Genomic DNA, 25,595 nt, shown 5'->3' with positions numbered 1-25,595 from the left:
CAGCGTCGGTCGGCACATCGGGTATTGCGCCCTGCGAGGTGAAGCACGTTGTGCTGCGGCACTAACCGGTGCGTCACCTATGGCCGCCCGAGCGTCGATGTCAACCTCATCGGACCTAGCCGCGGATCTCCAACACCTCGCTCAACGGTCGCCGCGGCGTCGGTTCGGGAGCGAACTCACCCTCAGGTTCGATGCCGACTCGGATCAAAACCTGAGGAACCGCTACGGGATGGCTGGTGAGAACCCGGAGGATATCTCGGCTGGCTTCCAATTCCGTGATGTGCGTTACCGGGCAGGTTGCCAGTCCAACCATCGTGCACTCCAGCAGGATCGCCGAAAGCACCTCCCCGCAATTGAGGAAATCGACCCGCGTGTCCCTGGGCGTTGACAGGACAAGGATTTTGGCTTCATCGTGGGTGCCTGCAGAACTCCTCTCATCGAACGGGTCGATAGGGAATCGACGGTTCACATCGACTCTGCGGTCGTCCGACTCTGACACCAGCGCGCTCTCGGGTATGCCTTCGAACTCTCTTGATGGTGCAGTCCACCAACGTAATTCGCTGTGATAGTGATCGTCATAGCGGCGTAGGGCCTCGGTAAGTCGTGCCGCTTCCGTTAACCGGGGTCGTGCGTCGGCGGCCAACACGTCAAGGGTGACCAAATCATTGTCGAACGAGCTGCGCAGGACGGGTACAAACGACGCCCAGTGCTTCGGCGCGCGAAAAGGTAGACGGTTGGTCCGGCGACGCAGTATCGCATCGGCGCGACTGCGCCGGCCCTGCGCGATGTAGTCGACGAAAGCGAAGTCAACCGAGGCAAGGTGGTCAAGGTTGTTCGGGTTGGGGAACCGTTCGACGTTCGACGCCCAGCCACCGGCGGCCATCGCAACCTCAAAGTGATTGAGCGCGGCGCCACAGCTGATGATCGCTTCGCGGCCTGAGGGATCCGTCGAGGTCACTGTTCGGTGCGGGTCAACGAATAGATCGACGCTCGTGCTGCTGGCAACCCACCGCCAAGGCTGGCTGTTATGCAGCGAGGGTGCGCGGCACGCTAACTCGACCGCTGCCGTGATCACCTCGGTGTCCGCGATCGTCTGGGTCATCATTTCCACCTGCCTCCTGTACTTGGTATGACCCTCGGGCATCTAAAGAATTGACGCCAGAGTCCTTGGTCCTCGGCGTTGGGTCATTTGACTCTGAGACGACACCTTTCGCAGAGCCCCTATCGACGAGCACGAGCGTCCAAGCCCGCATCAATGCATGCACGAAATCATCCAGGTTGACCGTGCCGACGAGGACAAACGGCCCTAGTCACCAATACCGCTGTAGCCCTACCGTCGAGTGGCGAAGCGTCAACTCGGCGAAGGGTTACTACTCATGCACGCAACGCCGGACAGCCAAGTCCTCAAGAATGCGGTGCTACTGGCATGCCGGGCTCCATCTGTCCACAACAGCCAGCCGTGGCTGTGGGAGGCCGAGGATGGGGTTCTGCGCCTGTTCGTCGATCGTCACCGGACGGTTCCGGGCACGGACTATTCCGGTCGAGAATCGATCATCAGTTGCGGCGCAGCGCTCGATCACCTTGGTGTCGCCATGCGGGCCGCGGGTTGGCACTCGGAAATCGAACGGTTTCCCAACTCGAACGGCCCCGACCTGCTGGCATCGATTGCATTCAGCTCCGTCGACCACGTCACCGACACCCAGCGAAAGCGCGCCGATGCGATTCTGCAACGCAGAACCGATCGGCTTCCGCTGGATCGACCCACATATTGGGATTTCTTCGAGCCTGCCCTGCGCGGCGCGATCGATGACAGCCGAGTGACACTTGACGTGCTCGCCGATGACGCACGATCGCTGCTGGTCAAGGCCGCCGAAGTCGCTGAAGCAGTGCGCCGCGACGATATGTCGTATCAGATCGAATTAGATTGGTGGACTTCGCCATTCGTAGTAAATGAGGGCGTTCCCGCGAGCGCGCTGGCGTCCGACCAAGAAGACCGCCGGGTCGATGTGGGACGCCGGTTTCCGGCCAGAAGCCACGTGGATCGACGTCCGGAGGTCGCCGTGGACTGGTCGAAGATCCTTGTGTTGTCCACCCCGGAGGACACCAAAGCGAACGCCTTGAGGTGCGGCGAAGCGCTGTCGGCAGTGCTGCTGGAATGCACCATGGCCGGCATGGCGACCTGCACGCTCACCCATCTGATCGAGGTTGATGAAAGCCGCGAAATCGTGCGTCGCCTACTCGAGCAGAACGCCCAACCACAGGTGCTGATCCGCGTCGGGATTGCGCCGCCACTGGACAAGCTTCCGGCACCCACACCGCGGAGTCCCTTGGCCGATGTGTTTCAGATCCGCTAGTCCGCCAACCGCATAACGCTCACCGACGGCCGGGCGCTCAACAGTTGAACAACTTTGGACTCCATAAGATAGGACTTTCGCCAGGGCGCAATCGGTCGGCCTCTTCGATAGCCTCATCGCTATGACACATCAAATCCAAAGCGATGACGGAGCCACCATCCTGCCGGTGCACGAATGCTGGGATTTGCTGGCAGGTGTGACCCTTGGGCGGCTGGTCACGAGCGTTGGCGGCCAGCCTGAGATCTTCCCGGTGAACTACGTGGTTCAGCGCCGGACAATCTTGTTTCGCACCGCGGAGGGCACCAAGTTGGTCAGCACCGCGATCAACAACCACGTGCTCTTCGAGGCCGATGACCATAACGTCGCCGAGGGCTGGAGTGTGATCGTGAAGGGCATGGCACGCTCGCTTCGTACTAACCAGGAGATCGAAGACGCCGAGCAAGCCCAGGTATTACCGTGGACGAATTCTGAGAAGTCGCACTATGTACGGGTGATTCCCGAAACAGTCACAGGCCGCCGGTTCCAATTCGGCTCTCCCCCAATGGAGAATTCCATTCACGCGTGACCCAACGCCGCGACCGCTTGCCGACATTTCCCCTTGCTCACGGCTCCGGCAGACGGCGCTGAGCTACATGGAGCTGCGCTCAGTGTGCTGCGAATGGCGCGGGCGCGGCATGAACTCCAGCGATAACAACACCAATAGCGCCCCGGGAATGTGGTGGACACATAACACCACGTAGCGCCGCTCGGCCAGCGAGTGGAACTTGTGCAGATAACGATAGAGCGACTCAAGGCGGATAAACGGGTCCAGCAAATGAATCAGTCGATACGCGACACGCTGCATCGGGCCGGGCCGGACGGCGTCGAAGATCTCCGGGAACGCGGCGAACGCCAACGAAAGCCGCAGGGCATTGTGGCTTTTCGAGTCAGCAATCATGTCGACGCTCAGTCGCTCGTCAACGCCATTGGGCGCCCCTGGCCGGCGGAACGGCACGTCGAGGCTGACTTCTGATCCTTGTCCGGCGGTTGCGTATCGGTGAAAGGCGACCACACGCCCGCAACGATCACGTGCGATAGCCAGCTTGATGCCCGGGTAGCGGCCCTGCAGGGCCTCGTCAAGACTCATGCAAAATCCGCGTTCGGTGCGCGCGGCACGGTGCGCTGCGTACAACACCTCGGTCAGTTCGGCGATATGCGCGCTGTCAAGCTGTTGCTCGTCTACGATCTCGGTGGTAATGCCGCAGTTGTGGGTGCGTTGCACCGCTTGGCGTAGGTTTCGAAATCTGCGCCCCCGCAAGGAAAAGTGGCGGACATCGACGACGACATCGCGACCTATCGGCACGGCGAGCATCGGCTGTCCGACCGTCTGACTGCTCCACAGCCCCAAGTACCTTTGGCCGCAGGCTAATACGATGATCTGCCAGCCTTGGCCGCGGCACATCTGTACGAAATCGGCTACCAGAGAACCGAATTGGCTGGAGTCGCCGATCGGGTCGCCACTGACCACGGCGAACCCAAGGCGGACGCGGTAAGCGATCGCCGCGGTTTTGCTCGAATTGACGTGATAGCTCTTGGTCGAATGCATGGCAAAAGGCGCCAACGGGTCCCCATGTGTGGCGTTGACCAGCGCCCATATCTGCTCCAGCATTTCCGGTTGTGGTTGCGCATTGGTAGGCCACATGAGCGCGAGGCCACTGCTGGCGACCAGAAGGTTGCCAAACAGCCCGTATGACACGAAGTGCGCACCCACGCCCGCACACACCGCGGCTGCGGCCGTCAACGCATGTCCAGTGGTCACCGGCCGACCCAAAAAAATGCCGCGCGAGATCAGGGCGACTGCGGCCAGTAACGCCAATGACCACCCGAACCGGCCAGGGGCAACCCGTTCGTAGCCGAGATATTCACGTACGACCAATACCATCAACCAGCCCAGGACACACAGCAGCATCAAGGTGCTGATGAAGCGAATCGCCGGTACGTCAGCGCGGACCAAGACCTGTCTGGGGCCCCGTACCGTGGTGGCCGCACCGCTTCTCTGCTTGGTCTTCATCGCCGCTGGCCGCGGCACTGAGACCAAGACGGCAGCGCGCTGCCGTCGTCTTCTCGGATCGACGGGATGTCATCAGCAACCGACTGGTTCGCTTCGCCTTCGGGTTCCATCGGATTCCTAGTTTTCAGCGATCCAATCATGGGCTTTGCTGGCTTCGCCTTCTGGGAAAACCCGGTATTCCCCGGGCCACAGAAAGCCAAAGAACTCACTGAATTTCGCTGCATGTTTTGCCCAAGCGACGTCGGTAACCAATGCGCACCGCTCCCAGTCGAAGAAATGTCTCCAGCCGAGCTTTTGATCCGCCCAGATCGCGCCCGGGTCGAAACCCTCTAAGTCAGAGGCAATCTCAACGTAGATGCGCAGCTTTTTGTGACGCCGCAGCCGGTCTTCAAAGTCGGGGATCAGCACTTCGTCGTAGTCGGCCTTCGTCACGTGCTCGTGCATTGCGAAGGCGGTGACGTTATCGGGAAAGCCTTTGAGCAGTTCGATCACGGGCTCCTCCTCGAAACGCGCTGTGCTCTCTGATCGCGTCATTGTCTCCCTGCGTGGATGTCCGCCTATAGAGGACAAAGTCATCGTGTCAAGCGAGTTCGCTTCCGTTGAAGATCGTTGACCGGAACGGCCTGCGTCGCCTGGCAGGCCCAACGGGCCACAGGTATTTGACGCGCCCCAAACGTCCCGGATACTCAGGACTTCTGTCCCTGCACAGGGCTTCGGCCAAGTGCTCAAATGTTCGTATGCGACGCAATCGCACAGAAACGACCGGCCATTCGCCGCGAAGGCCACGCTGATGGAGGCACGACAAATGAACACGACAGAACAACAGCAGCTCCGGACGCAGATGTTCGCCCGCGTGCTCGGTCCGTTCTTTGTCCTCGTCGCCGCTACGACAGTGGCCCGTGCATCGGATATGCGAGCACTACTTTCGGATTTCGAGGCCAATGCGGCGTGGCCATGGGTGACAGGCGCCTTCCTGCTCTTGGCGTCTCTCGTCATCGTTGCGCTGCACCAATACTGGCGCGGCGCGGCGGCCATCACCGTGTCGCTGGCGGGGTGGGTCTTGGCGCTACGCGCGCTGTTTCTGATGGCTTTCCCACATGCCTTCATGGCGGCCGCCGACTCCGCGATCCGTATGACTGCCCTGTGGGTAAGCGTTGACCTTTTCATCGGACTCGTCGGACTCTATCTGACTTGGGTCGGCTGGCGGCCGGCGCCGATTCAGCCTGTGACCCAGACGGAAACATCAACTCCTGAACTCCCGCGCGCCGCGTAATGGGCAAGGCTCTATGAGGCGAGCGAATTGCCAAGGAGTCAAGCCATGTCATCGCGCGACGCATCATTGGGAATCGTCGTCGGCATCGATGAGTCCGCGAGCGCAAGCTAGCCGTGCAACGGGCCGCACGCGACGCTGGCAGCGGGATCGCGGGCACCAGCTGCTAGACACCGCATCCAAGCTGGTCGAGGAGGCTTACCAGCGTGGTGGTCCCGCGGAAGTCCACAGCGAAATCCTTTCTCCGGCAGCAGGTCCCACACTGATCGACTGGGGCTGGTCGCTGTGCACGCGTGCAGTGATACCGATGTGTCGGAGTGGCCGGGCATCGATATCCCCGCAACAGATTCGATGGCTCGCGAAGTATTGGCCGAGCGTCTAGCAGGCTGGCAGGAACGATATCCCGACGTGCCGGTTGCCCGTAATGTTGTGTGCGACAAGCCGGCTCACCAGCTCGTCCAACGGTCCAAAGCGGCCCAGCTCATCGTAGTCGGCAGCCGGGGCCGCGGCGGATTCGCCGAGATGCTGGTGGGTTCCGTCGGCGAGACCGTCGCACAGATGGCGCAGGTGCCGGTGATCGTGGCACGCGCGTCGGTGGCCTAGTTATCTCATTGATATTGGTGCTATCCCCGCACGACCAGCACTGAGCACTCTGGGTGGCGGAAGAGCGGGTGCCCTGATGGTCCGACGAGGCGCGCTAGCTGATCGGCCTCGTCACCGCTGATAACCGCGAGCTGAACTCGCTCATCGTTGGCGCGCAGGAAGCTGGCGATCTCGTGTTCGGTCGTGATCGGGTAGACGCGCACCTCGGGATGACTCCGCTGCCAAGCCCGGACTCGGTGTTCGAACGCGCCGTCGGCATGCTCGGTGAGTTCCTCGGGTCGGCCCCCGAGGACGAGCATGGGCGCCCTGCGCAACTTCGCTTCCCACGCAGCATAATTGACGACGGCGTCGTTGTCGGGCGCGTCGATCAACCGGACCACAATCCAGTCGAAGTCCGGCGGTGGCTGGTCGGATCTTGTGCGCAGGACTGCGACCGGGCAGTGCGCCTTCTCAGCGAGCTCGGTTGCCGTCGAACCCAAGATCGAGCGCGCATAGCGCCCGATCCCGACGGAACCGACGCAAATCATTTCGGCATCGCGGGATGCCTCCACGAGGGCCGGGCCGGCCGGACCACGCGGGATCTCGGTTTCGATCTTCACGAGGTTTCGGGTGGCCTCGACCGCCAATTGCGCCTCATGAAGCGACGTCTCGGCATGCGCGAGATCTCGCGCGTAGTCATCCGGCGATGGATGCGTCTGCTTGATAACCGAGACGAGACGCAGCGGCACGCCGTGGCCGACGGCCTCATCAACTCCCCACAACGCGGCCGCGATCGCCGCCCGTGAACCATCGATACCTACGATGATCGGTTTCATCGTCCGCGCTCCTGTTCAGATCTTGCTCGAACCAACGGTTGCGCTGTTCGCATCGTGACGAAGCGCGGCCGACCCCGGTCCCGGTCCCGGCTGGGCGAGCCGGTAGACGTCGATCAACCGTGCGAGATCGCTTGGGGTGACGATGCCGACCACTTGGCCGCCGTCGATCACCAGGGCACGGCTACCGTGACCTGCTGACGACAATCGGTCGATCAGCGCACTAAGCGGCTCACGGGGGGCCGCGGTCGGCACGCTGTCGAGCGGCAGGGCGATCTCACGCACGCTGGTCGTGGTGCGTCGGTCGGGCGCAAGTTCGCGCAGCTGACGCAGCGTGACCAAACCCATGGTCGAACCGTCCCGGTCGGCAACCGGGTACGCCGAGTGACGATCGCCTAGCACATAGCGCTGGATGAAATCCTCTACCGTTAGCCAGCCAGGGGCGGTATGCGGGTTAGCGGTCATAGCATCGACGACCCGCAGTCCGGCAAGGGCCTGCCGAGTGGTCACCTGCATTTCTTCCTCGCGAGCGGCGGTGAAGATAAACCAGCCGATGAATGCCAACCAGACGCCACCGATAAGGCCGCCCGCGAGAAACTCGGCCAATCCCAACGTGATCAGGATGATGGCGACCACTCGCCCGGCATGCGCCGCACCGACTGAGGCGCGCACGCTATCGCCGTAACGGTGCCACAGATATGCGCGCACCACGCGGCCACCGTCCAACGGGGCACCGGGTAGCAGATTGAACAGACCCAGCAGCAGGTTGATGGTTGCCAACCACCAAGCAACACTGACGGCGATGGCTGCGGCGTGCACGGCGCCAAGCGCGATTGCCAGCCCGGCGAAACCCGCAGACAGCACAAGGCTAGTGGCCGGACCCACGAATGCGATTCGGAAGGCCGCCTTAGGGGTCTTCGCCTCACCCTCGAGGCTCGTCACCCCACCGAAAAGCCATAACGTCACGTCCCGCACGCTGACCCCCATACGACGGGCGACGACCGCATGTGCGAGTTCGTGTGCCAACAACGATGCCAGCAGCACCACCGCGCCACAGGCTCCGGCCAGCCAATACGCTGCGTGCGAATACCCTTTGACGGTGCCGGGCAGCGTGCTCGCCAGACTCCACGTGAACAACCACAGGATCACTATCACGCTCCAGTGGACCTTCACTCCGAACCCGGCAATTCGTCCTAGCGGAATGGCCTCACTCACCTTAGAACCTCCGAAACCTATTGCTGGACAACATCTTTAACAGCCCGTAAAACGGGCGGCGATTGCGTCGAGGACAACCGCTCGACCCGATGTTTGAATTCGATCAGAAATGTGCGCGTCGTCAACGCGACCAACGGCCTGGCCATCTCCATGGCAAGCACTTCGCCAGGGTGGCGCAAGCCGATTCGTACGCGCACAAGGAGCCGGACACGGTCCTCCCAATGCGGCAGAACATGGATCGACCACAATGCATCCCGCAGCAGTCCCGGTCGCATTGCTCTGAGCACGATGTACTTTTCAGGTTCGATCTCGGCAACGCACATCCTCAGGCCGCGCTTGAGCCCCATCCAGCCCATAGGGGCCGGGTACAAAACATCCCCTACTTCAAGATGTTGCGATTCCGGACGAATGCGCTCGGCGTCGCCCCGGTCCTGACCCATCTGCGCCAGCAAGGCCCAGACTGTTGATGGCGGCGAGTCGATGTAGACGGCCTCAGTCGCCTGAACAACGGGATCACCGACTAGTGCGTCGCCGGGCAAATGGAGCACGCACTCTTCCTTGGTTGCACCCCAATTGCGGTAGTACTGTCGCGCGGCGTAGAGCACCGCACCGAGCGCCAACATCCGCCCGACCGTTGCTGTTACATTTGCCATGTCGCCAGTCTGGTGTCTGCGCTGTACGGCCTACCAGGGCCAATAGTCCTCGCCGACCACGCCAATATGCCCTGCATACTGCCGGCAGATATCGGCGGCGCTAGATCTCGACTGAATTAAGAAGCCGCCCCTGCGCCGCCGGCCCACTCCTTCGCGCGCTCAAGCTCGTCGAGGCCGAACAGGGCGAGCTCGCCCGGGACCATCCACGCCAGCGCGTGCAGGGTATGGGCTACCCATTGCTTATCGGACACTACCGCGATTCGCTTGAAGCCCGAATGATGCTGTAAGAGAGCGCCAAAGCCCAGTTTCAGGTCTTCGACCAACCCGCCCGGCCCGAAGCCCTCGTAATCGGACGCGATGACCTCCACGATCCTGACATCTCCGGCTTTCAGCAACTCCTGCATGGCCGGCTTGAACTCACGCAGTTCGTCACCGAGCAGCCGGCCCGACACGCGGATACCGGTCACTCCCTTTGGCATGTCCGGCAGTACTTCGATCATCGATTTCTCCCTGTCAATAGCTGAGGCCTTTGACAATCAGCTCGACCACGACGGCCAGAACCTCATCTCAAACATCGCGGGGCATGGCTCAATGCAGCATCGTCGCAGGGGTTAGCTTTTCGTCGACTAGACCGTTGGGCTGGGACTTTGAGGCCTTCGTCTCTCGGTTCAGGAAGCCGGTGAGTTCTCCGATCGCGCTCATCAATGGGGCGGGGAACACGATGGTGGTGTTTTTCTCCACGCCGAGTTCTGCCAGGGTCTGCAGGTTTCTCAGCTGCAAGGCCAGCGGGTGCTGCATCATGGTGTCGGATGCATCGCCGAGCGCCGCGGCTGCGCGCGCTTCGCCCTCTGCGGCAATGATTTTGGCTCGCTTCTCCCGCTCTGCTTCGGCCTCGCGGGCCATCGCCCGTTTCATGCTGTCCGGAAGCTGGATATCCTTGAGCTCGACCAAGGTAACCTCCACGCCCCAGGCCACGGTGGTGGTGTCGAGGATCTGGCGAATGCTCCCGTTGATCTTCTCGGTCTGGGCGAGCACTTCGTCGAGAGAATGTTGCCCGACAACGTTGCGCAGGGTGGTCTGTGCGATTTGATCGATGGCGGAATTGACGTTCTCGATGACGACGACGGATTTGCGCGCATCGGCGACACGGAAGTAGGCAACCGCAGCGATGTCTACGCTGACGTTGTCGCGGGTGATGATGCCCTGCGACTGGATGGGCATGGTCACGATGCGCATCGAAACCCGCCACAAGCGGTCGATGATCGGAATGATCAATCGCAGCCCCGGTTCGCGAACCCCGATGACCCGGCCGAGCCGAAAGTGCACACCGCGCTGATATTGCTGCACCACCCTGATTGACGCAGACGCCAACAGTGCCAACACGATAAACGCGGAAGCCACGAGAATTATCCCATTTTGGCCCATCAGGACCACCTCGATTCATGTCGCCGCGTTGCAGTGGCACCGGGCATGCCACCAACGCTAGAGCCGCCGTGGTCATCAGTCAGCGGCCAAAAGTCCCCGCCCACGTAGGCGAAGGGCCCTTCCTCGTGGCGGATCGATCCCTAAGGGGCGGAACGCGAACCTACGGCAGATTCGAGTTCGGTCAGGCACTGCTCGGTCAGCGGTATCAGAGCCTCGATATCGGGCACCACCTCGCGGCCCGCCGCGTAGCCGAATCCGACCCGGTCGGCGTACGAGCAGGTCGTGACGTTGAGCGCCAACCCGTCGTAGACCGTTGACACCGGATACATCTCTTCGATATGGGCTCCGTTCCAATACATTTCGTCCCGGGGTCCGGGAACATGCGAAATCGGCAAGTTGAATCCGGTACGGATTTTCGGCGTGAACGGCAGCAGCGGGGAAATGACGGTCGCGGCGATGCTTCCCGCGTTCGTCAGCAACGATGCCGCCGATCCGCGTTTGGCCACCCAGTGTTTTCCTTCTACCATCGACCGGTGGATCACATCCAGCCGCACAACCGGATCGGCCACATTCGTGCCCATCGGGCACAGCCAGAGACCGAACATGTTGCCATGCTGGTCATTTGACGGATCGCGCTCCCGATCGCGCACGGTGATCGGGCAGGCGGCCACCAGTGACTGCTTGGGCAGTTCGGCACGGTCACGCAGCCAAGTGCGCATAACGCCAGCCACTACCGCGGTGATCACATCGTTGGAGGTGACACCGGCCGCCCGTTGCACGTCCTGGATGCGCTTCTTCGCCCAACTGCCCGCACAGACGGCCCGCTCGGGCCCGAGGCGGCCGTTGAACCGGGTGTAGGGCGCTCCGAAAGGCAACACGGTCGTGTGCCCGACCAAGCTGTCGATCGCAGTGGATAGCTCGCCCGCGACGACCCGCTCGATCAGCCCAAGGCTCGATGCCGTCGCGCCGACCAGCGTCCGTAGCGGTGCGAGAACACGAGAGGCCACTCCGGCCGACGGCGGCGGCGGCGCGGATTCACCACGGCAGTCGGCATAGAAGGGCGGCATCGACCGCCGTTTCGGATCGGTGCTCAGCGCGTCGGTGATCATCTGAAAACCAGCCACACCGTCGATAACGGTGTGATGCACCTTGATATACAACGCGAATCGGCCGTCCTCGAGGCCGTCGATCAGATACGACATCCACATCGGACGAGACCGGTCGAGGCGCTCCGCATCCAGCTCACCGATCAGCCGCCAGAATCCGTCAGGGCCGCCAGACACCTTGCGGCGCTGGCAATGTCGGCGCATGTCAACGGTGTCGCTATCACGCCAGACCCACATCCCACCGGTGTCTACCCCACGATGCGGATACCGGCGCAACCTCGGATCGATCGGATCGTTGCCGGCGAGAGCCTCGCGGTGCAGGCGATCGACGTAGTGCGGGCCCGCATCGCCAGGCGGTGACAGGATCAACACGGCGCCGACATGCATCGGGTTGGACAGCAACTCCGCGGTCATCATCGCCGCGTCCAAGGGATCTAGCGCAGTCATTTCGTCCTCGGCGACTAGGCAGGACGGCCGCGCCGCATTGGTGATCCGTCCAGGAGCCCCGAATGCTGCAGCGCGTTCCACGTAAACCGCTGTACCGGCTCCGAACGGAAGAATCCGGTGTGACCGCCTGGGTACCAGACGATTTCCGGTTTACCCCAGTGCTCCCACAGGCGAATCGCCTGCTCGCGCGGATGCACGAGCTGGTCAGCGACGCCGGCGTAGATGAAACGGCCCGACATGGGCACGAGCGGAGCGAGCGACAGCGGTGACACCATCCGCCCGATAGGTTCAGCCAATTCCATCGTGTGACGGCGGGGGTCATCGCGACTGAGGCCGGAGTGGCGCCCCAGCAGCTCAACGAGGTCAGCCACCGGAACACCGAGAATCGCGCATGTCAGTCCCTTCTCGAGGCTGGCGACCAGCGCCGCAACGTAGCCGCCGAGCGAAAGACTGTTCAACCCGATCCGTGACTCGGGCTCCTGCAACCGGATCCACGACAACAGCCGGCGGATATCCCACACCGCCTGGGCTGTCGCGTGTACGTCGTCGAGCACATCCTCCCCCGGAAACACGGCGCCCTTTGGCAGGCCGCGCGCCCGCGGTCCGTGCATCGGCAGGACGGGCATAACGACGTTGAGGTCAAGCTCGTAGTGTAGTTTCCAGGCCCGGAACAGGGCGAGATCAAGCGCAGCGCGGCCCATCTCGGTTCCATGGATACATACCAACCAGGGTCGCGGTTCGGGGTGGCGCAGCAACAGTGCGTACTCGCGGTCGTTCGCGGTGTACCTCTGCCACCGTTGCGCGCCCGGTTCGCCTGGATACGGCGTGTATCCGCTGTCGAAGAAGATGCGGTAGAAGGAATCTCTCTGCCCCTTGACCTTTCGTACCGTAACGTCGGAAAGGGGCGGAGGCTTAGCGAAGAAACCTTTTGGCTTCTCTAGCCAACCCTTGTCCCCGTAGAACTCCAGCCCCGCGACCACCTCGCGGGTGATGCGGTCGAACACATCCCCCCTGCTGACCGGGCGGCGCGCCTTCAAGCCCATCAGCACGACCTCATCGCGAAATGCCTGTGCCGCCAATGCAATGGTGGGTCGTGCGATCGGAAGTTCGTCAGGCGCTTGATTGAGATAATCGCGCCACAGTCGGGCGAAGTACCGACCGGTATGCGTAAACGGTCTGACGGCGCTGCCCAAACCAGCGATGCCGGGTGGGCTGAAGTGAAAAGCCTCCGGATGTTGACGGGCATCGTCGCTGGTGGTTACTGCCATGGCGGTCAAGCTAACAGCACCCGCGATAACGCGTTAGGGACTTACGTCCCGGCGAAAGTCACCCCGGCACCGTAGTTCCTGATGAGAACCGGCAGAGGTAGCCGACAGCTCGACGTGGGACGAACGATGAGGCGAGGAAGGACTTTAGGCACTCGTGTCGGCTGCGTGGAGGTCATAGCGTTTGCTTCGGCAGAGTTGCGATTCGCTGCACAAGATTTGCAGCGTCACACTAACAATTTGAGGAGATTGACAATGACACAGACACCGGAAAAGGCCGAGTCACGCTGGGCCGAACTGTCCGACGAGGTGCTCGAATCGGTCGAGGCCAGCCGTAAGCAGGCCATCGATGCCGTCCGCACCTTCGTCGACCAGGTGACCGGAGATATCCCCGAGGAGTCGCGGCGCAAGAACGTCATCGAAGCCGCCCTGGACTTGACCGAAGAGTTGGTCACCGGGCGCATCGAGTTCGCTCGCAGCGTGGTGCGGAGCGCCGGCCAGGCCGTAGGCAAATAGTCGTTATGAACCAAGGCCGATGACTGGGCGGGTGCCTTCAGAGCACCGCCCAGTCGCGGTCATTTGTCCTTGCTGTCCCGCTTCTTCACATCGGTCATGAAGCGGCCTGGGAGCCCGCGACCTTTTTGCGCATGCGTGTCGCGAACGCCGCCGCCCGACCGAGATCGTGGTCATCAGGGCGCCCCTTGTTGATCCCGCCGATGAGTCCGAATGGTCCAACCGTGTCGAATCCGCGGCAAGAAAACGAACCGATCACATCAAAGCCCTTCAATTCCAGTTGTTTTCGGACCGGTTTGTTGTAGTCCATCAACGGAATCGTCCGGGCACCGCTGGTGAAGAAGGTGAACGCACGGACGTTGTCAACGGCAGGCAGGCGACGTATCAGGTCCCGCAGCCTCGCGTCCACGCTCATGTAATAGATGCCGGATCCGAAGCCGACGAGGTCGTACTCGCCCAGCGTTTCGGGATCGACCGACTCGGGTTCGACGACCTTGGCATCGAGCACCTCAGCCATCCGGTCACCTATGCGGCGGGTACTGCCGTGCGACTTCGAAACGCACACGATGAGCGATTTCATAGCCCAACTCCTTGTATACGATGGCCCGGACGCGTCCAGGCTCCGCTTGAATCCCGCCATGCGGTAAGGGCGCAAAGGCGCCAAAGCCCAGGGCTTTGGTCACTTTTGGCCGCATCAGTCGAACGCCCGGATCACCTGGCGTGCCACATGTTCGATCTGCCGACGCGTCTCGTGATCGAGAGGTAGGTAATCCGTGGCCGGGATCTCCCCCGTGGTCGTGACCACCCCGGGTTCCTCCTGCGCCCAGCGGGCGTTGACCTTGTCGCCCAATGCACGCGCGGGCGGGTTGTCGGAAAGCACCCGACCGTGAAACCGCTCGATGCCGTCGACGCGTGCTGCGACCGCCAACGCACCGAGCAGCAGTGTCCCGATCCCGCGGCCCTGGTAGGCGTCCGCCACGGTGAGCGCAACCTCCGCGGAGGCGAGGTCGTCCTTATCCCGGATGAAGCGTGCGTCGGCGACGACCGGCCCGGCCATGCCGTCGGTAACCACCCAGACGAAGTGGTCGACGTAGTCAACCTCGAACAGGTACGCCAACCGTGCCTCGGTCGGAGCACTACCCTGATAGCGCCGGTACAGGGTCTCCCGCGAAAAGGCTCCGTTGCTCTTGGAACGCTCGGCATCACCGGGCAGGACTGGGCGCAGCCATAGCCTGGCACCGTCTTTGGCCGATACCGCGATCGGGGCGATGTACGCGGCCATTCGCTGCCGCGCGGTGCGGACCATTCGGTCGGCGAGCATCGGCATGGCTAGCATGCACTCGAAAGCGACGTCGTATCCGACGTATCCGCAGACGTCATCTTTCGCAATCACCGTCGCCGTTCTGGGTGCGCTTCGCAGCAAAGCGATTTCACCGACAATCGTCGCGGGCGACAGCTCTGTCACCGCGATCTGGCCATCCGTGCCGACGTGCCTGATCTCGACTCGACCGGACGCGATGATCGCAAACGACACCGCCCGCTCACCCTGCCGCATCAAGACCTCGCCGGCGGCCACATGCAGTGGCTCCAGGTTGGCAGCCAATGCCGCAAGATCCTCGGCGCGAATACCGGCGAACACATTCAGCGCCGCCAACTCCTCGATGCCGACGGCGTTCATACCAGGCCGCTTAGCGGCTCCGTGCGAGTGCCTGATGCGCAGCACTCCGTCGCCAACCGCCGACGGCATCGCGTGGGGACGTTTTCCGAGCTCCCCGTGACTTTAGTCACTACCCGAACCTACCGGACCGCAGCAGGATTGAAGGCGAGTTAACTACGCCAACGTTGTGCGGCGTGGCAACGATGGGTGAGGAACATGACAGCACCACTCGCCTCACTGGAGAGGCCCGACTTAACCAAGATCGAGAATCGCGCGCCGTCGGTGGCGCGGATGTTTCTCGACCGCGTCACCGCGACCCCGCATACGGAAGCTTTTCGCTATCCGCAGGGTCACAGCTGGGAGAGCGTGACTTGGCAGCAGGTCGGTGAGCGCGTACACCAGATCGCCGCCGGGCTGATCTCACTGGGAATCGCTACCGAGGATCGGGTGGCGCTCGCATCGTCTACGCGCTATGAGTGGGTGCTCGCCGATTTCGCTGTGATGTGCACCGGCGCCGCGACCACCACGGTGTATCCGACGACCATGGCCAGCGATGTCGCCTACATCGTGGCCAATTCCGGAAGCCGGGTGGTGATCGCCGAGGATCAGACGCAGGTCGACAAGCTGGTCGAGCACCGTGCCGAACTGCCCGATGTGAGCAAGGTCGTGATCATCGACGGCAAGGGCGACGGCGACTGGGTGATCACCCTTTACGAACTGGAGCAATTCGGTAAGCAGGTGCTCGCCGACTCGCCCAACGTCATCGAGGAGCGGGTCGCATGCATCGGTCCCGACCAACTGGCCAGCCTCATCTACACTTCCGGCACCACCGGCCGGCCGAAAGGCGTGCGGCTGACCCATGGGGCATGGACGTACACCGCCGCGGCCATCGACGCGCTCAACATCCTCGGCCCCGACGACCTCAACTTCCTGTGGCTGCCACTGGCACATGCATTCGGCAAAGTGATGCTGGCGCTGCCGCTGCAGATCGGCTTCCCTACTGCAATCGACGGCCGCGTTGAGAGGATTGTCGATAACCTCGCGGCCCTACGTCCCACAATCATGGGTGCGGCACCGCGCATCTTCGAGAAGGCACATGCCCGCATCGAGGGGATGGCCGCCGAGCGGGGCCGGCTCTCGAAAACGATGTTCGACTTGGCAATTGGGATCGGCTTGCGGGTCTCGGAAGCGCGGCAGGCCGGCAGGAAGCCGTCTTTGGCGTCCTCGCTGGCCTATAAGGTGGCCGACCGGCTGGTGTTCTCCACTATCCGCGAGCGCTTCGGTGGGCGGTTGCGGTTCTTCGTCTCCGCAGCCGCCGCCCTGGACCGTGACATCGCGCAATGGTTCGACGCCGTCGGGATCATCGTGCTTGAGGGCTACGGGCTGACCGAGACCGCGGCAGCATCGTTTATCAACCGGCCCAATGCTTATCGATTTGGAACGGTCGGGTGGCCGTTCCCGGCCACCGAGGCAAAGATCGCCGACGACGGCGAAATCTTGGTCAGGGGACCTGGTGTGATGACCGCCTACCACGATCTGCCGGATGCCACTGCCGAGGCCCTCGAGGAGGACGGTTGGTTCCACACCGGCGACGTCGGTGAGATCGACGCCGACGGCTATCTGCGGATCACCGACCGCAAGAAGGACATGTTCAAGACCTCGCAGGGTAAGTACGTGGCGCCGGGGGTGATCGACGCGAAATTCAAGGGCCTGTGCCCCTTTGCGAGCGAGCTTCTCGTCTACGGGGAGGCTAAGCCCTACTGCGTGGCGCTGGTCAGCCTCGACAACGAAGCGATCACCGAGTGGGCCGGCAAGCACGGTCTGGCGGGCGGTTCCTTCGCCGAGATAGCCAGCGATGAGAAGACGCAGGAACTCATCGCCGGCTACATCGACGAGCTGAACCTGGAACTGAATCGCTGGGAGCAGATCAAGAAATTCACGATCATCGACCGCGAGCTCTCCATCGAGGCCGGCGATCTCACGCCGAGCATGAAGTTGCGTCGCAAGATCGTCATCGACAAGTTCACCGACCGCCTCTCGGCTCTCTACGAACACTGAGCATCAGCTGTCCGCATCGAAAGTCGTCCAGCACAACGCTTTCAGCACACTCAGCAATCGATGGGCTCACCATTGCCAGAGATCACGGCTGAACGGCGAGGACCGTGACAGTGCCGGACCAGTAATCCCCTACGTAGAGGTGGTGACCATCAGGGCTCACCGCCAACGCTTGGGGATGTCCCCCGACTTCGACGGTATCGGTCACGCATTGGGCGATGGCGTCGATAAGCGACACAGTGCCGTCACCGAAGTTGCAGACGTAGGCACGTTTACCGTCGGGGCTAATGAGCACGGACCGCGGCAGGTCGCCGACCGCAATCGGCGCCACTTCGTTGGTAACGGTATCGATAACCGACAGTGAGCAACCGTTGACCACATACGCCTGCAAACCGTCCGGAGTAAGACTTACTCCAAGTGGGCTGTCGCCCAAGGCAATCGGTGTGACGCGGTAAGAGGAAAGGTCGACTGCCGACACCAATTTATGGTCATAGTGCGTCGTGTACAACATCGATCCATCCAGGCTGACGCTGATGGCGTCAGGCGAGGAAACCAGATCGATGGTGTGGATCAGCGCGTTGGTCGTCGTGTCGATCACGCCGATCAAACCGGCATCGTATTGATAGTAGGTGCTCCGCCGGGATAACCCGGCGTATACACGGTCGCCCTCAGGGGCGGCAGCGAGATCGGTGATGACATGACCGTCGGGCCCGGCAATGGTAGTGACCGTGCCGCCGTCCGTGTCGATCACCGCGATCAGGCCGCCATCGATCGCATTACTCGCCGCGTAGATCAACATTCGATCCACTGTCTCGACCCGCTGCACACAGCACGCGCCTGGGATGGCTTCGACGCGGCAGCCGGCGTGGTCGACCACGGAAACCGAGTCGCCGTAGTTGCTCACATACAGGCGGGTGCCATCGGCATCCATTGTCAGACCCCGCGGATGTCCGCCCACCGGGACAACGCACGAGACGTCATGAAGGCCGCTGATGACCGCGATCGAGTCACGCAGGGCCACATAGGCAACGGAGTCATTTGGGCTGGCGACTATGTCGCTCACCCGGTCGCCAAGCGATATCTTCGCGACCACCATCTGTGGCGACTCAGACTTCGGCTCAGGCTCATCCGGCTCAGCGCTATCGCCGATCAAGCCGGTAGCCATGTCAGGCGTGCGGCCAGTCAATGACGGCGATGCCGTGCGGGATCTTCCATGCCGGTGATCGGATCCCGCGGTTCGCCATCTCACGTCTCTCATCATTGGTGCACCAGCGACAACAGGCGTAGAGAACAAAGTCATCTCGGTGACGGCGTTGGTCCACCGGAAGCCGCCCTGCCGCTAGGCGGCGGCACCGCCCTCAGCGACCAATCCACGCCCTGCAGGTACTTCTGACCGGGACCTAAGACCCGTATCTGGGGGCTAACGACTCTCGCCGAGCACATTGGTCCTTCATACGGTTGGCAAAGAACAGGCACAGCCAGAGCGAAGAGGGACGGCATGCGATCAGAACGCCTCAAGTCGTTGGTAAAAGCAGAAGGTCCTTTTGCCTCGGTGTATTTCGACGATTCACACGACACCGCAGATGCCATGGGACAACTCGAAACGAAATGGCAGGATATCCGCAAGGAACTCGAGGCCCTGGGCGCGAGCGCGGCAGTCATAGGCAAGCTCGAGGAAGCCGTATTGCACCATCGACCCCCCGTGGGTCGGCGCGGCCGCGCTCTGATCGCGAACAGCGATCAGGTGCTGGTCAACGAGCAACTGATCACCCCACCGCCGGCCACGGTCGTCCGTTTATCGGATTATCCGTACATCGTGCCGCTGATCGGACTCGAGGTGCAGCGACCGACCTATGTATTCGCCGCGGTTGATCACACCGGTGCCGAGGTCACTCTGCACCAGGGGGGCACCATCCGTTCCACCACCATCGACGGCGCCGGGTACCCGGTGCACAAGCCGGTCACTGCGGGCTGGAGCGGCTACGGCGACTTGCAGCGCACGACCGAGGAAGCCATCCGCATGAACAGCCGTGCGATCGCCCACGAGCTCACCCGACTGGTCGACGAAGCGGATCCCGAGGTGGTGTTTGTGTGCGGCGAGGTTCGTTCGCGCACAGATGTGGTCGCCGAATTACCGCAGCGCGTGGCAGAGCGGGTGTCGCAATTGCATGCGGGCACGCGCAGGAGCGGTATCGATTCCGAGGAGGTCCGCCATCTCATCACTGCGGAGTTCGCTCGGCGCCACGGCATCGAGATGACCGAGATCGCTGATCGGTTCGAAGCCGAAATCGGGCGTCACTCTGGTTTAGCGGCCGAGGGGCTCGCTGCCGTATGCCAGGCGCTGCGTGACGGCGACATCGGCACGCTGATCGTCGGTCAGCTGGGCGGCACCACCGTGGTCACCGGCCAGGCGCTTACCACGGTCGCGCCCGATGCCGATGTGCTATCCGGGCTCGGCGAACCGGTGGAACGTGTGGCAAGGGCCGATGAGGCGTTGCCGTTCACCGCAATCGCGGTTGGCGCGTCGTTGGTTCGGGCGGACAATCAGATCACGCCCGCGGACGGTATCGGCGCGTTGCTGCGTTACGCCGCAACCGACCGACTCGCCGGCCAACAGTCCTAGGTTCCGAGTCAATCGCGATGACGCATAGCGCTTTTCGAGCACATCGTCGCTTGCCCAACCGGGCGGCCCACAACGGTATCGGGACTCGACTGATGAAGCGCTTCGATGATCGTGCCGATGCCGGACGGAAGTTGGCGTCGCGCATGGACTTTCTGCGCGGCCACAATGTAGTCGTGCTCGACGCCGCCACAAACGGTTAGACGACACAGATGGGCGTCTACGCAGTGACTGGATCGGCATCCGGGATGGGGCACATGGTCGCGCAGAAGTTGCGTGACGCCGGCCATACCGTAATCGGAGTGGATATCAAGCAGGCAGACATCGTGGCCGATTTGTCGACCGCCGAGGGGCGCCGGGCTGCCGCCGACTGCGTGCTCGCGTCGTCGCGAGCCAGACTGGATGGAGCGGTGCTCGCAGCCGGTCTTGGCCCCGGGCCGGCCGCCGACCGTTCGCGCCTGATTGCCCAGGTCAACTACTTCGGTGTCGTTGACCTGCTTGACGCGTGGCGGCCGGCGCTGGCCTCCGCCACCCGCGCGAAGGTCGTTGTTTTCTCGAGCAACTCGACAACAACAACGCCCGCGGTTCCCGCTCGAACCGTCCGGGCATTCCTCGCCGATGACGCCGACAAGGCGGTTCGTTCCGTGAAGCTATTCGGCACGAATGCGTCCACGATCCTCTACGCCGCCTCCAAGATCGCTGTGAGCCGTTGGGTTCGACGTGAGGCGGTGAAACCTCAATGGGCGGGCGCAGGCATCCGCCTGAATGCTCTCGCTCCGGGAGCGATCATGACACCGCTTCTGGAGGAGCAGCTCTCAATACCCAAGCAGGCGAAGGCCGTTCGTTCATTCCCTATCCCGATCGTTGGGTTCGGCGACGCTGGGCAGCTTGCGGACTGGGCGCTCTTCATGCTGTCAGATGCCGCGGATTTCTTGTGCGGAAGCGTCGTTTTCGTCGATGGCGGGTCGGACGCATACTTCCGCGCCGACGACTGGCCGAGGACTGTGCCAACGCGTCGAGTGTTGCATTACCTCAAGCGATTCAGCGACTTCTCGGCGTCGGGGCCAAACTAGTCGCCACTGTCGATGATGTGAATGGCGGCCTCTTCGGCAGACGCTGCTCCCCCGCTGATACCGACATCCTCGGCCACCAGCTCCGCCTCGGTGTCTTCGCCATACCCCCCGTCCGGCGCGACAAGTCGACCCGCTCGCACCCGCCCGACCTCGCGTCGCTGCGGAAACTCGAATTCACGCTCTGCTTCGTCGGACCGCTGCTGTTCATCCATATCGAGCGGGTTACCGATTCGCGACAGCGGATCTGGCTCTTCCTCTGCTAGGTGTTGGTCGAGGCTTTCCGACGACGCGTAGGCCCCACGTCCATAGGGGCGCTCGGGCGGCGAATATCCCTCGTCGAGTACGTCATCGACGCCGCGGTCGATCAGCGTGTCCTCTGGCTGCAGCTGGTCGTCGTCGTCCGCGCTGTACTCGCCTGCCGCCGGCCCCAAGCCGAAGTTCCGACTACTCATGTCTCAACAACTCCTTTCACCGTGAGCCGGTGGCAATCTCGAACCAACTCGGCATTCTCAACGTTCCGTCAATCCGGCCTCCGGACATAAGGGCGCAAAGACACCTCGCCACTGGACGAAGGTCACTGGTAACGCTGACGTACAAGACGCCTAGCCCGCCGGGGCAATCAAGCCGTAATGCCCGTCGTACCGGTGATACAACACGCCGGCGCGGCCTTGGGCGGCATCGACAAAGAACAGGAACGGCAGACCAAGCAGGCCCAGCCGGTCGGCCGCCTCCTCTTCGGTCAAACACGGCACTGGTTGCCGACTGATGGTCACTGGCAGCTCGTACGGGCTCAGCTGGTCGGCCAATGCGGGCGCTACCAGCGCCAGGCGATATCCCGTCGCGCCATTGCGGTACAAGACAGCCGCAGTACCGGTGCCTCGTTCAGTAAACAGGTGAAAGTCGTAGTCGAATAGCGCCATTTCACGGGCGGCCTCGTCAACGGTGCAGGGCGCCATCGTGAACGACTTGCGACGGATGACACGGCGCTCATCTGCGGGACGGGGGAAGTAGTTGGGCCGGTGCGTCGGCTCGGAATCGTGCCGCCATTCGTGGGAACTGGCCGAGGGCAGCTCGCCGCGCCGCGCCTCCCAGTGTTCGGCGATGCGTTCCAGCCGGCGGCGCAGCCGCGCAGCGAGGAGATCGACCGCTTCTCGCCCAGTCTCCGCCTGGACCTGAGCGCGGACAAGCCGGCCATCGACGTCGAGATTGGCCTGCGCGACCACCGGCCGCGGCACCGCCGGATCGCGATGTCTGCTCAGTTTGACGCGGGCCTGCAGCACAGGTCGGCTGGTGTACCGTCCGAGCTCGCCGATCTTGGCACGCGCGTATTCCGCTGCTTCCGGAAACTCATCGTGCGTTGTCACGTCAACGTCGATGGCCTGTGGTAAATCCGTTCTGTGGTGCATACTTCCGTGCTACATCAGAGAACTGATTGCTGACGAGGGCCAAAGGTCACTGGACCTGCGCGAGCCCTTTCACCGCCTCATCCCCAGCGCCTACTTGCTCTTATCGTGGGAGATGGCCGATTGCACGGCTCCGAACCTATGTCGCGCACGCTCGTCGGCGTCGGCCTGCTCTCTAGCTGTGACGACGATCGCGTCCGCGCCCGGGAAAACGGTCGCCTCGTGGTCGGTGGCGAGCCACCGCACCACATACGGTGGTGCGCCGTCCGGTGAGTGAATTTCGGTGATCAGTCCCCGCTGGTCTGGCTGATCTAGTGTGGTGCCCTTCATCACCAGCCAGTCACCGACGTTTGCCTTCATCCGCTTGCCCTTTCCTTCGGGAGTTCAATCGTGCACACGTGTGTCAGGTCGGCGGCAGGGGTATCACGTCACCGACCTGGATGTCCAAAGGCCCTCGCCGCCTCCTGCACGACTTCACTGTGCAGAAGGTGTTCGATCGCAACGGGTTTGAGAACTCCAAACATCGACGACACGCCCGAATACGAAGACCGTGCAGTTAGGAAAGCAGCGGTAACCGCCACAGAGACTGGCCGGGCTCGAGTAGCCACAGCCGGCGGGCCGTCAAGCGCACCAAGCTCCAGGCACCGACAATGAGGACGAGCGCCAGCACTCCGCCGAGCAGCGCGGTCACAATCGCCGAGTGAAATTCTTCGGGACTGGCGGTCGTGACGTCGAACCATGCGTCACAGAGCAGCAGTATCCCAGTGGTGAAAGCAGGAAGCACCAGCACCTGACGGTGCAGCCAGGTCAGGATCGCCGTCGCGGCCATGAACACAACCAACAAGCTGTCGAAGCCCAACCACGTCAACGGCCAGTCGCGGACGGTGTAGTTCTCGGGCAGGGTAAAACCGAGATAGACAATCCAAGGGATCATGAACACCGCACCGCCGGTCATCAACCCCAGATGCGCTTGGGTTAGCTTCGCTGCGAGGCCTTTTGGCCTTAAATCCGCCGTGGGCCGCTCGAGACGCTGAATGAGCTCACGCCGCTGGGCGGCTGTCAGCGCGGTGATCTGCGCATCGGACAGAATGTTCTTCGTCATCGCCGGCGCACCCTCACGTCCTTGCCGGGCCACGTTCAACTGCTGGCCGGCCTATGCGGTCGTCTGTGGCGCGAATACTTGAGGCACAAGGGATTCGGTGACCTAACTTTTGTCATTGTCCTCCTGATCCAGCAGTACCTGCTATCACACCAAATTCGCGCCAGGGACGGTGGCCGCGAGATCTCGCCGGGCAGATGGCGGTCAGGTTTCCGTTGGGGCCCGGTCGGTGCCCAGTGCGCGGACAGGAAGGATCCGCGGGAACAGGAGGCCGGTGCGGGCCTTGTAGGCAGCAAAGCCGGGATGCCGCGACATCGAGCGGTCCTTCTTGATCATGTTGCGGACGAAGAACCCAAAGATCCACGCGAAGTTGACGACGAACGGGAACCAGTTCCACGAGATGATCGCGTAGCCCATGTAGGTCATGATCTCGCCGAGGTAGTTAGGGTTTCGGGTCCGGGCGAACAGCCCCGTCTCGATCAGACCCGGGTGGACCTGCAGAGTGAAGTACTTCTGCGCGTCCGCGACGTAGTGCAAGAAGATGCCAAACGTGAAGCTCGAGACGCCGAGCGTGACAGCCCAACCGGGCACGTTCGGGTGAAGCCAGGCCAGCAGGATCGGGGCAGCGTAATACCCGGCCAGCGGCAGGAAGACGAACAGGCCCCCGATCCAGATCGGCACCTGCTCGGCGAAACGGCGGTCGGGGTAGGTACGGCCCTTGATCAGCCACAGGATCGAGTAGGTGCCGTGCATCCCCAGATACAGCCACATCACGGTTGAGAAGTTGCCGAACATCACCATCGCCGCCACCGTCACCGGGATGACAAGTGCCTTGTGTAGGTCGATGAAGAAGCCAGTGGGTTTCATGCATTCCTCCGGACGTTCGCGCTTTCTGATCTCGCGTCGACACCGACATTGATACTGGGCTCAGTTCTGGGACAGGGCATTTCGATCTGCACAGCGTGGATCAAGTCGGCAGTCGACTGACGGACATCCGCGGCGCGCCCAAATCGACCGTTAGCTATGACGTTATGAAATCCGGTGGTGGTTCATCGGGAGGCGTTGGTCATCGATCACAGGGTAAAAGGGCCTTAATCGCAGCCCGACACATGATTCCGTGGTTGTCCCGCCAGCCGCCACCAAGGCATAGTGCGCCAACAAGATCAGACGATCGGCATACTGTGGCGATGGAGGCGCTTCCACGGGGAAGCCACCGCTCGTGATAACTCGTGATGTCGAGGCGACCGCCGTCGCCGACTTAGCTTTCATGCCGCCACGCGCGGCGTTGGCCGCCACCGTCGACGGCGAGATCGTCGTGGTTCCGGTGAGCGTGACTCTCGAACAGCCGGCCGATCCCACGTCTTCGCCGCGCATTGTGCAGGTGCCGGAGGGTAACGCAGATCTGAACGGTCGCAATGTCGTCGTGATTGCCGACGACGGCCCGCAGTGGTTCCGACTGCGATCGCTGAGCGTCAGAGGGCAGGCCAGAGCTATCGGCGATCGCAGTTATCGGGTAGCGCCCAAGCGGATCGTGGCCTGGGACTACGGCTCACTCCGTGAAGTACCGACACCACAGGGAACCTCAGCTCCACGACCGGCGCCGTTTTCCGTCACCGACGAGAAGGACGACACTCACCCGTTCCACTCGCCGAATCTTGAAGCGGCGGTGTGCAGGTCGCGAGTCATGGTTCTTGCTAGCCGTTCACATAAGGGAACGCCGTTCGCGGTACCGCTGTGGTTCGTCCCCCATCACGGCCGCATCTATGCGACGACCTCGGCGTCGTCCTGGATAGTAGCTCATCGAAGTCCTAAACTTTTGGGACTTCCGCCCCTATCGCGGGCAGCGCTTGAACGATCGGATATCCCTCATGGGATGTGCAACCCACCCGGAGACCGTGAAGCCGTTGTCTCGACCACGAGACGCTCAGCGGAGTCGCCGCCTTGAGTTCTGCCCAATAATTCAATCCACTTCTCC

At 62.4% G+C, this 25,595-nt stretch carries 25 protein-coding genes and 1 pseudogene; 8 read left to right on the top strand and 18 right to left on the bottom strand.

What is annotated here, in order from left to right:
• Nucleotides 1-115: 115 nt before the first annotated feature.
• A complete protein-coding gene (locus MNAB215_RS23170; protein WP_077082256.1) occupies nucleotides 116-1,105 on the bottom strand; it encodes an Acg family FMN-binding oxidoreductase in 990 nt (329 codons plus the stop codon).
• Between the two features lie 271 nt (nucleotides 1,106-1,376).
• Here MNAB215_RS23170 and MNAB215_RS23165 point away from each other — a divergent pair, with 271 nt between their 5' ends.
• Nucleotides 1,377-2,354: an Acg family FMN-binding oxidoreductase gene (locus MNAB215_RS23165; protein ID WP_077080875.1), complete on the top strand. Its 978-nt coding sequence runs from the start codon at nucleotides 1,377-1,379 to the stop codon at nucleotides 2,352-2,354.
• A gap of 121 nt (nucleotides 2,355-2,475) precedes the next feature.
• Nucleotides 2,476-2,919, top strand: coding sequence for a pyridoxamine 5'-phosphate oxidase family protein (locus MNAB215_RS23160; protein WP_077080874.1), 444 nt, complete (start codon nucleotides 2,476-2,478; stop codon nucleotides 2,917-2,919).
• A gap of 63 nt (nucleotides 2,920-2,982) precedes the next feature.
• On the opposite strand, the gene MNAB215_RS23155 is transcribed toward MNAB215_RS23160, so the two are convergent.
• Nucleotides 2,983-4,404 carry a bifunctional lysylphosphatidylglycerol flippase/synthetase MprF gene (locus tag MNAB215_RS23155; RefSeq protein WP_077080873.1) on the bottom strand — a complete coding sequence of 474 codons (1,422 nt, stop codon included), beginning with the start codon at nucleotides 4,402-4,404 and terminating at the stop codon, nucleotides 2,983-2,985.
• 117 nt (nucleotides 4,405-4,521) lie between these two features.
• Nucleotides 4,522-4,896, bottom strand: a complete 375-nt coding sequence (locus MNAB215_RS23150) for a SpoIIAA family protein (RefSeq protein ID WP_077082255.1) — start codon at nucleotides 4,894-4,896, stop codon at nucleotides 4,522-4,524.
• Between the two features lie 349 nt (nucleotides 4,897-5,245).
• Here MNAB215_RS23150 and MNAB215_RS23145 point away from each other — a divergent pair, with 349 nt between their 5' ends.
• Complete coding sequence (locus tag MNAB215_RS23145; protein ID WP_083746351.1) at nucleotides 5,246-5,677, top strand: hypothetical protein; 432 nt, start codon at nucleotides 5,246-5,248, stop codon at nucleotides 5,675-5,677.
• Between the two features lie 273 nt (nucleotides 5,678-5,950).
• Nucleotides 5,951-6,277: pseudogene (locus MNAB215_RS30585) on the top strand (universal stress protein); the annotation flags it as partial.
• Nucleotides 6,278-6,297: 20 nt separating this feature from the next.
• Here MNAB215_RS30585 and MNAB215_RS23135 read toward each other — a convergent pair.
• The 7 genes from MNAB215_RS23135 to MNAB215_RS23105 all read right to left on the bottom strand — a co-directional run bounded on the left by MNAB215_RS23135 (nucleotide 6,298) and on the right by MNAB215_RS23105 (nucleotide 13,203).
• Nucleotides 6,298-7,092 carry a universal stress protein gene (locus MNAB215_RS23135; protein WP_077080871.1) on the bottom strand — a complete coding sequence of 265 codons (795 nt, stop codon included), beginning with the start codon at nucleotides 7,090-7,092 and terminating at the stop codon, nucleotides 6,298-6,300.
• A 15-nt stretch (nucleotides 7,093-7,107) separates the two neighbouring features.
• Entirely contained in the window at nucleotides 7,108-8,304 is a 1,197-nt protein-coding gene (locus MNAB215_RS23130; protein ID WP_077080870.1) for a site-2 protease family protein, read from the bottom strand.
• Between the two features lie 17 nt (nucleotides 8,305-8,321).
• Nucleotides 8,322-8,957, bottom strand: coding sequence for an SRPBCC family protein (locus tag MNAB215_RS23125; RefSeq protein WP_077080869.1), 636 nt, complete (start codon nucleotides 8,955-8,957; stop codon nucleotides 8,322-8,324).
• Nucleotides 8,958-9,073: 116 nt separating this feature from the next.
• The gene (locus MNAB215_RS23120; RefSeq protein ID WP_077080868.1) at nucleotides 9,074-9,457 is read right to left on the bottom strand and encodes a SpoIIAA family protein; all 384 of its coding nucleotides are present in this window, start codon (nucleotides 9,455-9,457) and stop codon (nucleotides 9,074-9,076) included.
• Nucleotides 9,458-9,545: 88 nt separating this feature from the next.
• A complete protein-coding gene (locus MNAB215_RS23115; RefSeq protein ID WP_077082254.1) occupies nucleotides 9,546-10,382 on the bottom strand; it encodes a slipin family protein in 837 nt (278 codons plus the stop codon).
• Nucleotides 10,383-10,522: 140 nt separating this feature from the next.
• Nucleotides 10,523-11,935 (bottom strand): wax ester/triacylglycerol synthase family O-acyltransferase, encoded by a 1,413-nt coding sequence (locus MNAB215_RS23110; protein WP_077080867.1) that lies wholly within the window; start codon nucleotides 11,933-11,935, stop codon nucleotides 10,523-10,525.
• A gap of 14 nt (nucleotides 11,936-11,949) precedes the next feature.
• Nucleotides 11,950-13,203, bottom strand: a complete 1,254-nt coding sequence (locus MNAB215_RS23105; protein ID WP_077080866.1) for an alpha/beta hydrolase family protein — start codon at nucleotides 13,201-13,203, stop codon at nucleotides 11,950-11,952.
• Between the two features lie 252 nt (nucleotides 13,204-13,455).
• On the opposite strand from MNAB215_RS23105, the gene MNAB215_RS23100 reads away from it, so the two are divergent.
• Nucleotides 13,456-13,716, top strand: a complete 261-nt coding sequence (locus tag MNAB215_RS23100) for a hypothetical protein (protein ID WP_077080865.1) — start codon at nucleotides 13,456-13,458, stop codon at nucleotides 13,714-13,716.
• A 94-nt stretch (nucleotides 13,717-13,810) separates the two neighbouring features.
• Here the strand turns inward: MNAB215_RS23100 and MNAB215_RS23095 are convergent, their stop codons facing one another.
• Nucleotides 13,811-14,293: a flavodoxin family protein gene (locus MNAB215_RS23095; protein ID WP_077080864.1), complete on the bottom strand. Its 483-nt coding sequence runs from the start codon at nucleotides 14,291-14,293 to the stop codon at nucleotides 13,811-13,813.
• Nucleotides 14,294-14,407: 114 nt separating this feature from the next.
• A complete protein-coding gene (locus tag MNAB215_RS23090; RefSeq protein ID WP_077080863.1) occupies nucleotides 14,408-15,391 on the bottom strand; it encodes a GNAT family N-acetyltransferase in 984 nt (327 codons plus the stop codon).
• 195 nt (nucleotides 15,392-15,586) lie between these two features.
• Between MNAB215_RS23090 and MNAB215_RS23085 the strand changes: the two genes are divergently transcribed.
• Nucleotides 15,587-17,428 (top strand): AMP-dependent synthetase/ligase, encoded by a 1,842-nt coding sequence (locus tag MNAB215_RS23085; protein ID WP_077080862.1) that lies wholly within the window; start codon nucleotides 15,587-15,589, stop codon nucleotides 17,426-17,428.
• Between the two features lie 82 nt (nucleotides 17,429-17,510).
• On the opposite strand, the gene MNAB215_RS23080 is transcribed toward MNAB215_RS23085, so the two are convergent.
• Nucleotides 17,511-18,590, bottom strand: coding sequence for a YncE family protein (locus MNAB215_RS23080; RefSeq protein WP_077080861.1), 1,080 nt, complete (start codon nucleotides 18,588-18,590; stop codon nucleotides 17,511-17,513).
• Nucleotides 18,591-18,923: 333 nt separating this feature from the next.
• On the opposite strand from MNAB215_RS23080, the gene MNAB215_RS23075 reads away from it, so the two are divergent.
• Together MNAB215_RS23075 and MNAB215_RS23070 are read left to right on the top strand one after the other, a co-directional pair.
• On the top strand, nucleotides 18,924-20,048 hold the full coding sequence (locus MNAB215_RS23075; protein ID WP_077080860.1) for an Rv2629 family ribosome hibernation factor: 1,125 nt from the start codon (nucleotides 18,924-18,926) through the stop codon (nucleotides 20,046-20,048).
• 209 nt (nucleotides 20,049-20,257) lie between these two features.
• A complete protein-coding gene (locus tag MNAB215_RS23070) occupies nucleotides 20,258-21,118 on the top strand; it encodes an SDR family oxidoreductase (protein ID WP_077080859.1) in 861 nt (286 codons plus the stop codon).
• Here MNAB215_RS23070 and MNAB215_RS23065 read toward each other — a convergent pair.
• The 5 genes from MNAB215_RS23065 to MNAB215_RS23045 form a co-directional block, all read right to left on the bottom strand.
• Nucleotides 21,115-21,570 carry a DUF5709 domain-containing protein gene (locus MNAB215_RS23065; protein ID WP_077080858.1) on the bottom strand — a complete coding sequence of 152 codons (456 nt, stop codon included), beginning with the start codon at nucleotides 21,568-21,570 and terminating at the stop codon, nucleotides 21,115-21,117. The genes MNAB215_RS23070 and MNAB215_RS23065 overlap by 4 nt on opposite strands.
• A 150-nt stretch (nucleotides 21,571-21,720) precedes the next feature.
• Entirely contained in the window at nucleotides 21,721-22,524 is an 804-nt protein-coding gene (locus tag MNAB215_RS23060) for a sigma 54 modulation/S30EA ribosomal C-terminal domain-containing protein (RefSeq protein ID WP_077080857.1), read from the bottom strand.
• A 90-nt stretch (nucleotides 22,525-22,614) separates the two neighbouring features.
• Nucleotides 22,615-22,881: a DUF1918 domain-containing protein gene (locus tag MNAB215_RS23055; RefSeq protein ID WP_077080856.1), complete on the bottom strand. Its 267-nt coding sequence runs from the start codon at nucleotides 22,879-22,881 to the stop codon at nucleotides 22,615-22,617.
• A gap of 196 nt (nucleotides 22,882-23,077) precedes the next feature.
• A complete protein-coding gene (locus MNAB215_RS23050) occupies nucleotides 23,078-23,623 on the bottom strand; it encodes a hypothetical protein (protein WP_077080855.1) in 546 nt (181 codons plus the stop codon).
• Between the two features lie 201 nt (nucleotides 23,624-23,824).
• Nucleotides 23,825-24,487 carry a DUF1295 domain-containing protein gene (locus tag MNAB215_RS23045; RefSeq protein ID WP_077080854.1) on the bottom strand — a complete coding sequence of 221 codons (663 nt, stop codon included), beginning with the start codon at nucleotides 24,485-24,487 and terminating at the stop codon, nucleotides 23,825-23,827.
• Nucleotides 24,488-25,595: the final 1,108 nt, after the last annotated feature.

The sequence above is a fragment of the Mycobacterium numidiamassiliense genome, assembly GCF_900157365.1.
GTDB classification, from domain to species: domain Bacteria; phylum Actinomycetota; class Actinomycetes; order Mycobacteriales; family Mycobacteriaceae; genus Mycobacterium; species Mycobacterium numidiamassiliense.
This window is presented reverse-complemented; position numbering and strand designations above follow the sequence as displayed.

Bases quoted from the DNA above. Each gene is read 5' to 3' on its own strand.
- MNAB215_RS23170 (WP_077082256.1), bottom strand. From the start codon at position 1,105: ATGATGACCCAGACGATCGCGGACACCGAGGTGATCACGGCAGCGGTC.
- MNAB215_RS23165 (WP_077080875.1), top strand. From the start codon at position 1,377: ATGCACGCAACGCCGGACAGCCAAGTCCTCAAGAATGCGGTGCTACTG.
- MNAB215_RS23160 (WP_077080874.1), top strand. From the start codon at position 2,476: ATGACACATCAAATCCAAAGCGATGACGGAGCCACCATCCTGCCGGTG.
- MNAB215_RS23155 (WP_077080873.1), bottom strand. From the start codon at position 4,404: ATGAAGACCAAGCAGAGAAGCGGTGCGGCCACCACGGTACGGGGCCCC.
- MNAB215_RS23145 (WP_083746351.1), top strand. From the start codon at position 5,246: ATGTTCGCCCGCGTGCTCGGTCCGTTCTTTGTCCTCGTCGCCGCTACG.
- MNAB215_RS23135 (WP_077080871.1), bottom strand. From the start codon at position 7,092: ATGAAACCGATCATCGTAGGTATCGATGGTTCACGGGCGGCGATCGCG.
- MNAB215_RS23125 (WP_077080869.1), bottom strand. From the start codon at position 8,957: ATGGCAAATGTAACAGCAACGGTCGGGCGGATGTTGGCGCTCGGTGCG.
- MNAB215_RS23120 (WP_077080868.1), bottom strand. From the start codon at position 9,457: ATGATCGAAGTACTGCCGGACATGCCAAAGGGAGTGACCGGTATCCGC.
- MNAB215_RS23115 (WP_077082254.1), bottom strand. From the start codon at position 10,382: ATGGGCCAAAATGGGATAATTCTCGTGGCTTCCGCGTTTATCGTGTTG.
- MNAB215_RS23110 (WP_077080867.1), bottom strand. From the start codon at position 11,935: ATGACTGCGCTAGATCCCTTGGACGCGGCGATGATGACCGCGGAGTTG.
- MNAB215_RS23105 (WP_077080866.1), bottom strand. From the start codon at position 13,203: ATGGCAGTAACCACCAGCGACGATGCCCGTCAACATCCGGAGGCTTTT.
- MNAB215_RS23100 (WP_077080865.1), top strand. From the start codon at position 13,456: ATGACACAGACACCGGAAAAGGCCGAGTCACGCTGGGCCGAACTGTCC.
- MNAB215_RS23095 (WP_077080864.1), bottom strand. From the start codon at position 14,293: ATGAAATCGCTCATCGTGTGCGTTTCGAAGTCGCACGGCAGTACCCGC.
- MNAB215_RS23090 (WP_077080863.1), bottom strand. From the start codon at position 15,391: ATGAACGCCGTCGGCATCGAGGAGTTGGCGGCGCTGAATGTGTTCGCC.
- MNAB215_RS23085 (WP_077080862.1), top strand. From the start codon at position 15,587: ATGACAGCACCACTCGCCTCACTGGAGAGGCCCGACTTAACCAAGATC.
- MNAB215_RS23080 (WP_077080861.1), bottom strand. From the start codon at position 18,590: ATGGCTACCGGCTTGATCGGCGATAGCGCTGAGCCGGATGAGCCTGAG.
- MNAB215_RS23075 (WP_077080860.1), top strand. From the start codon at position 18,924: ATGCGATCAGAACGCCTCAAGTCGTTGGTAAAAGCAGAAGGTCCTTTT.
- MNAB215_RS23070 (WP_077080859.1), top strand. From the start codon at position 20,258: ATGGGCGTCTACGCAGTGACTGGATCGGCATCCGGGATGGGGCACATG.
- MNAB215_RS23065 (WP_077080858.1), bottom strand. From the start codon at position 21,570: ATGAGTAGTCGGAACTTCGGCTTGGGGCCGGCGGCAGGCGAGTACAGC.
- MNAB215_RS23060 (WP_077080857.1), bottom strand. From the start codon at position 22,524: ATGCACCACAGAACGGATTTACCACAGGCCATCGACGTTGACGTGACA.
- MNAB215_RS23055 (WP_077080856.1), bottom strand. From the start codon at position 22,881: ATGAAGGCAAACGTCGGTGACTGGCTGGTGATGAAGGGCACCACACTA.
- MNAB215_RS23050 (WP_077080855.1), bottom strand. From the start codon at position 23,623: ATGACGAAGAACATTCTGTCCGATGCGCAGATCACCGCGCTGACAGCC.
- MNAB215_RS23045 (WP_077080854.1), bottom strand. From the start codon at position 24,487: ATGAAACCCACTGGCTTCTTCATCGACCTACACAAGGCACTTGTCATC.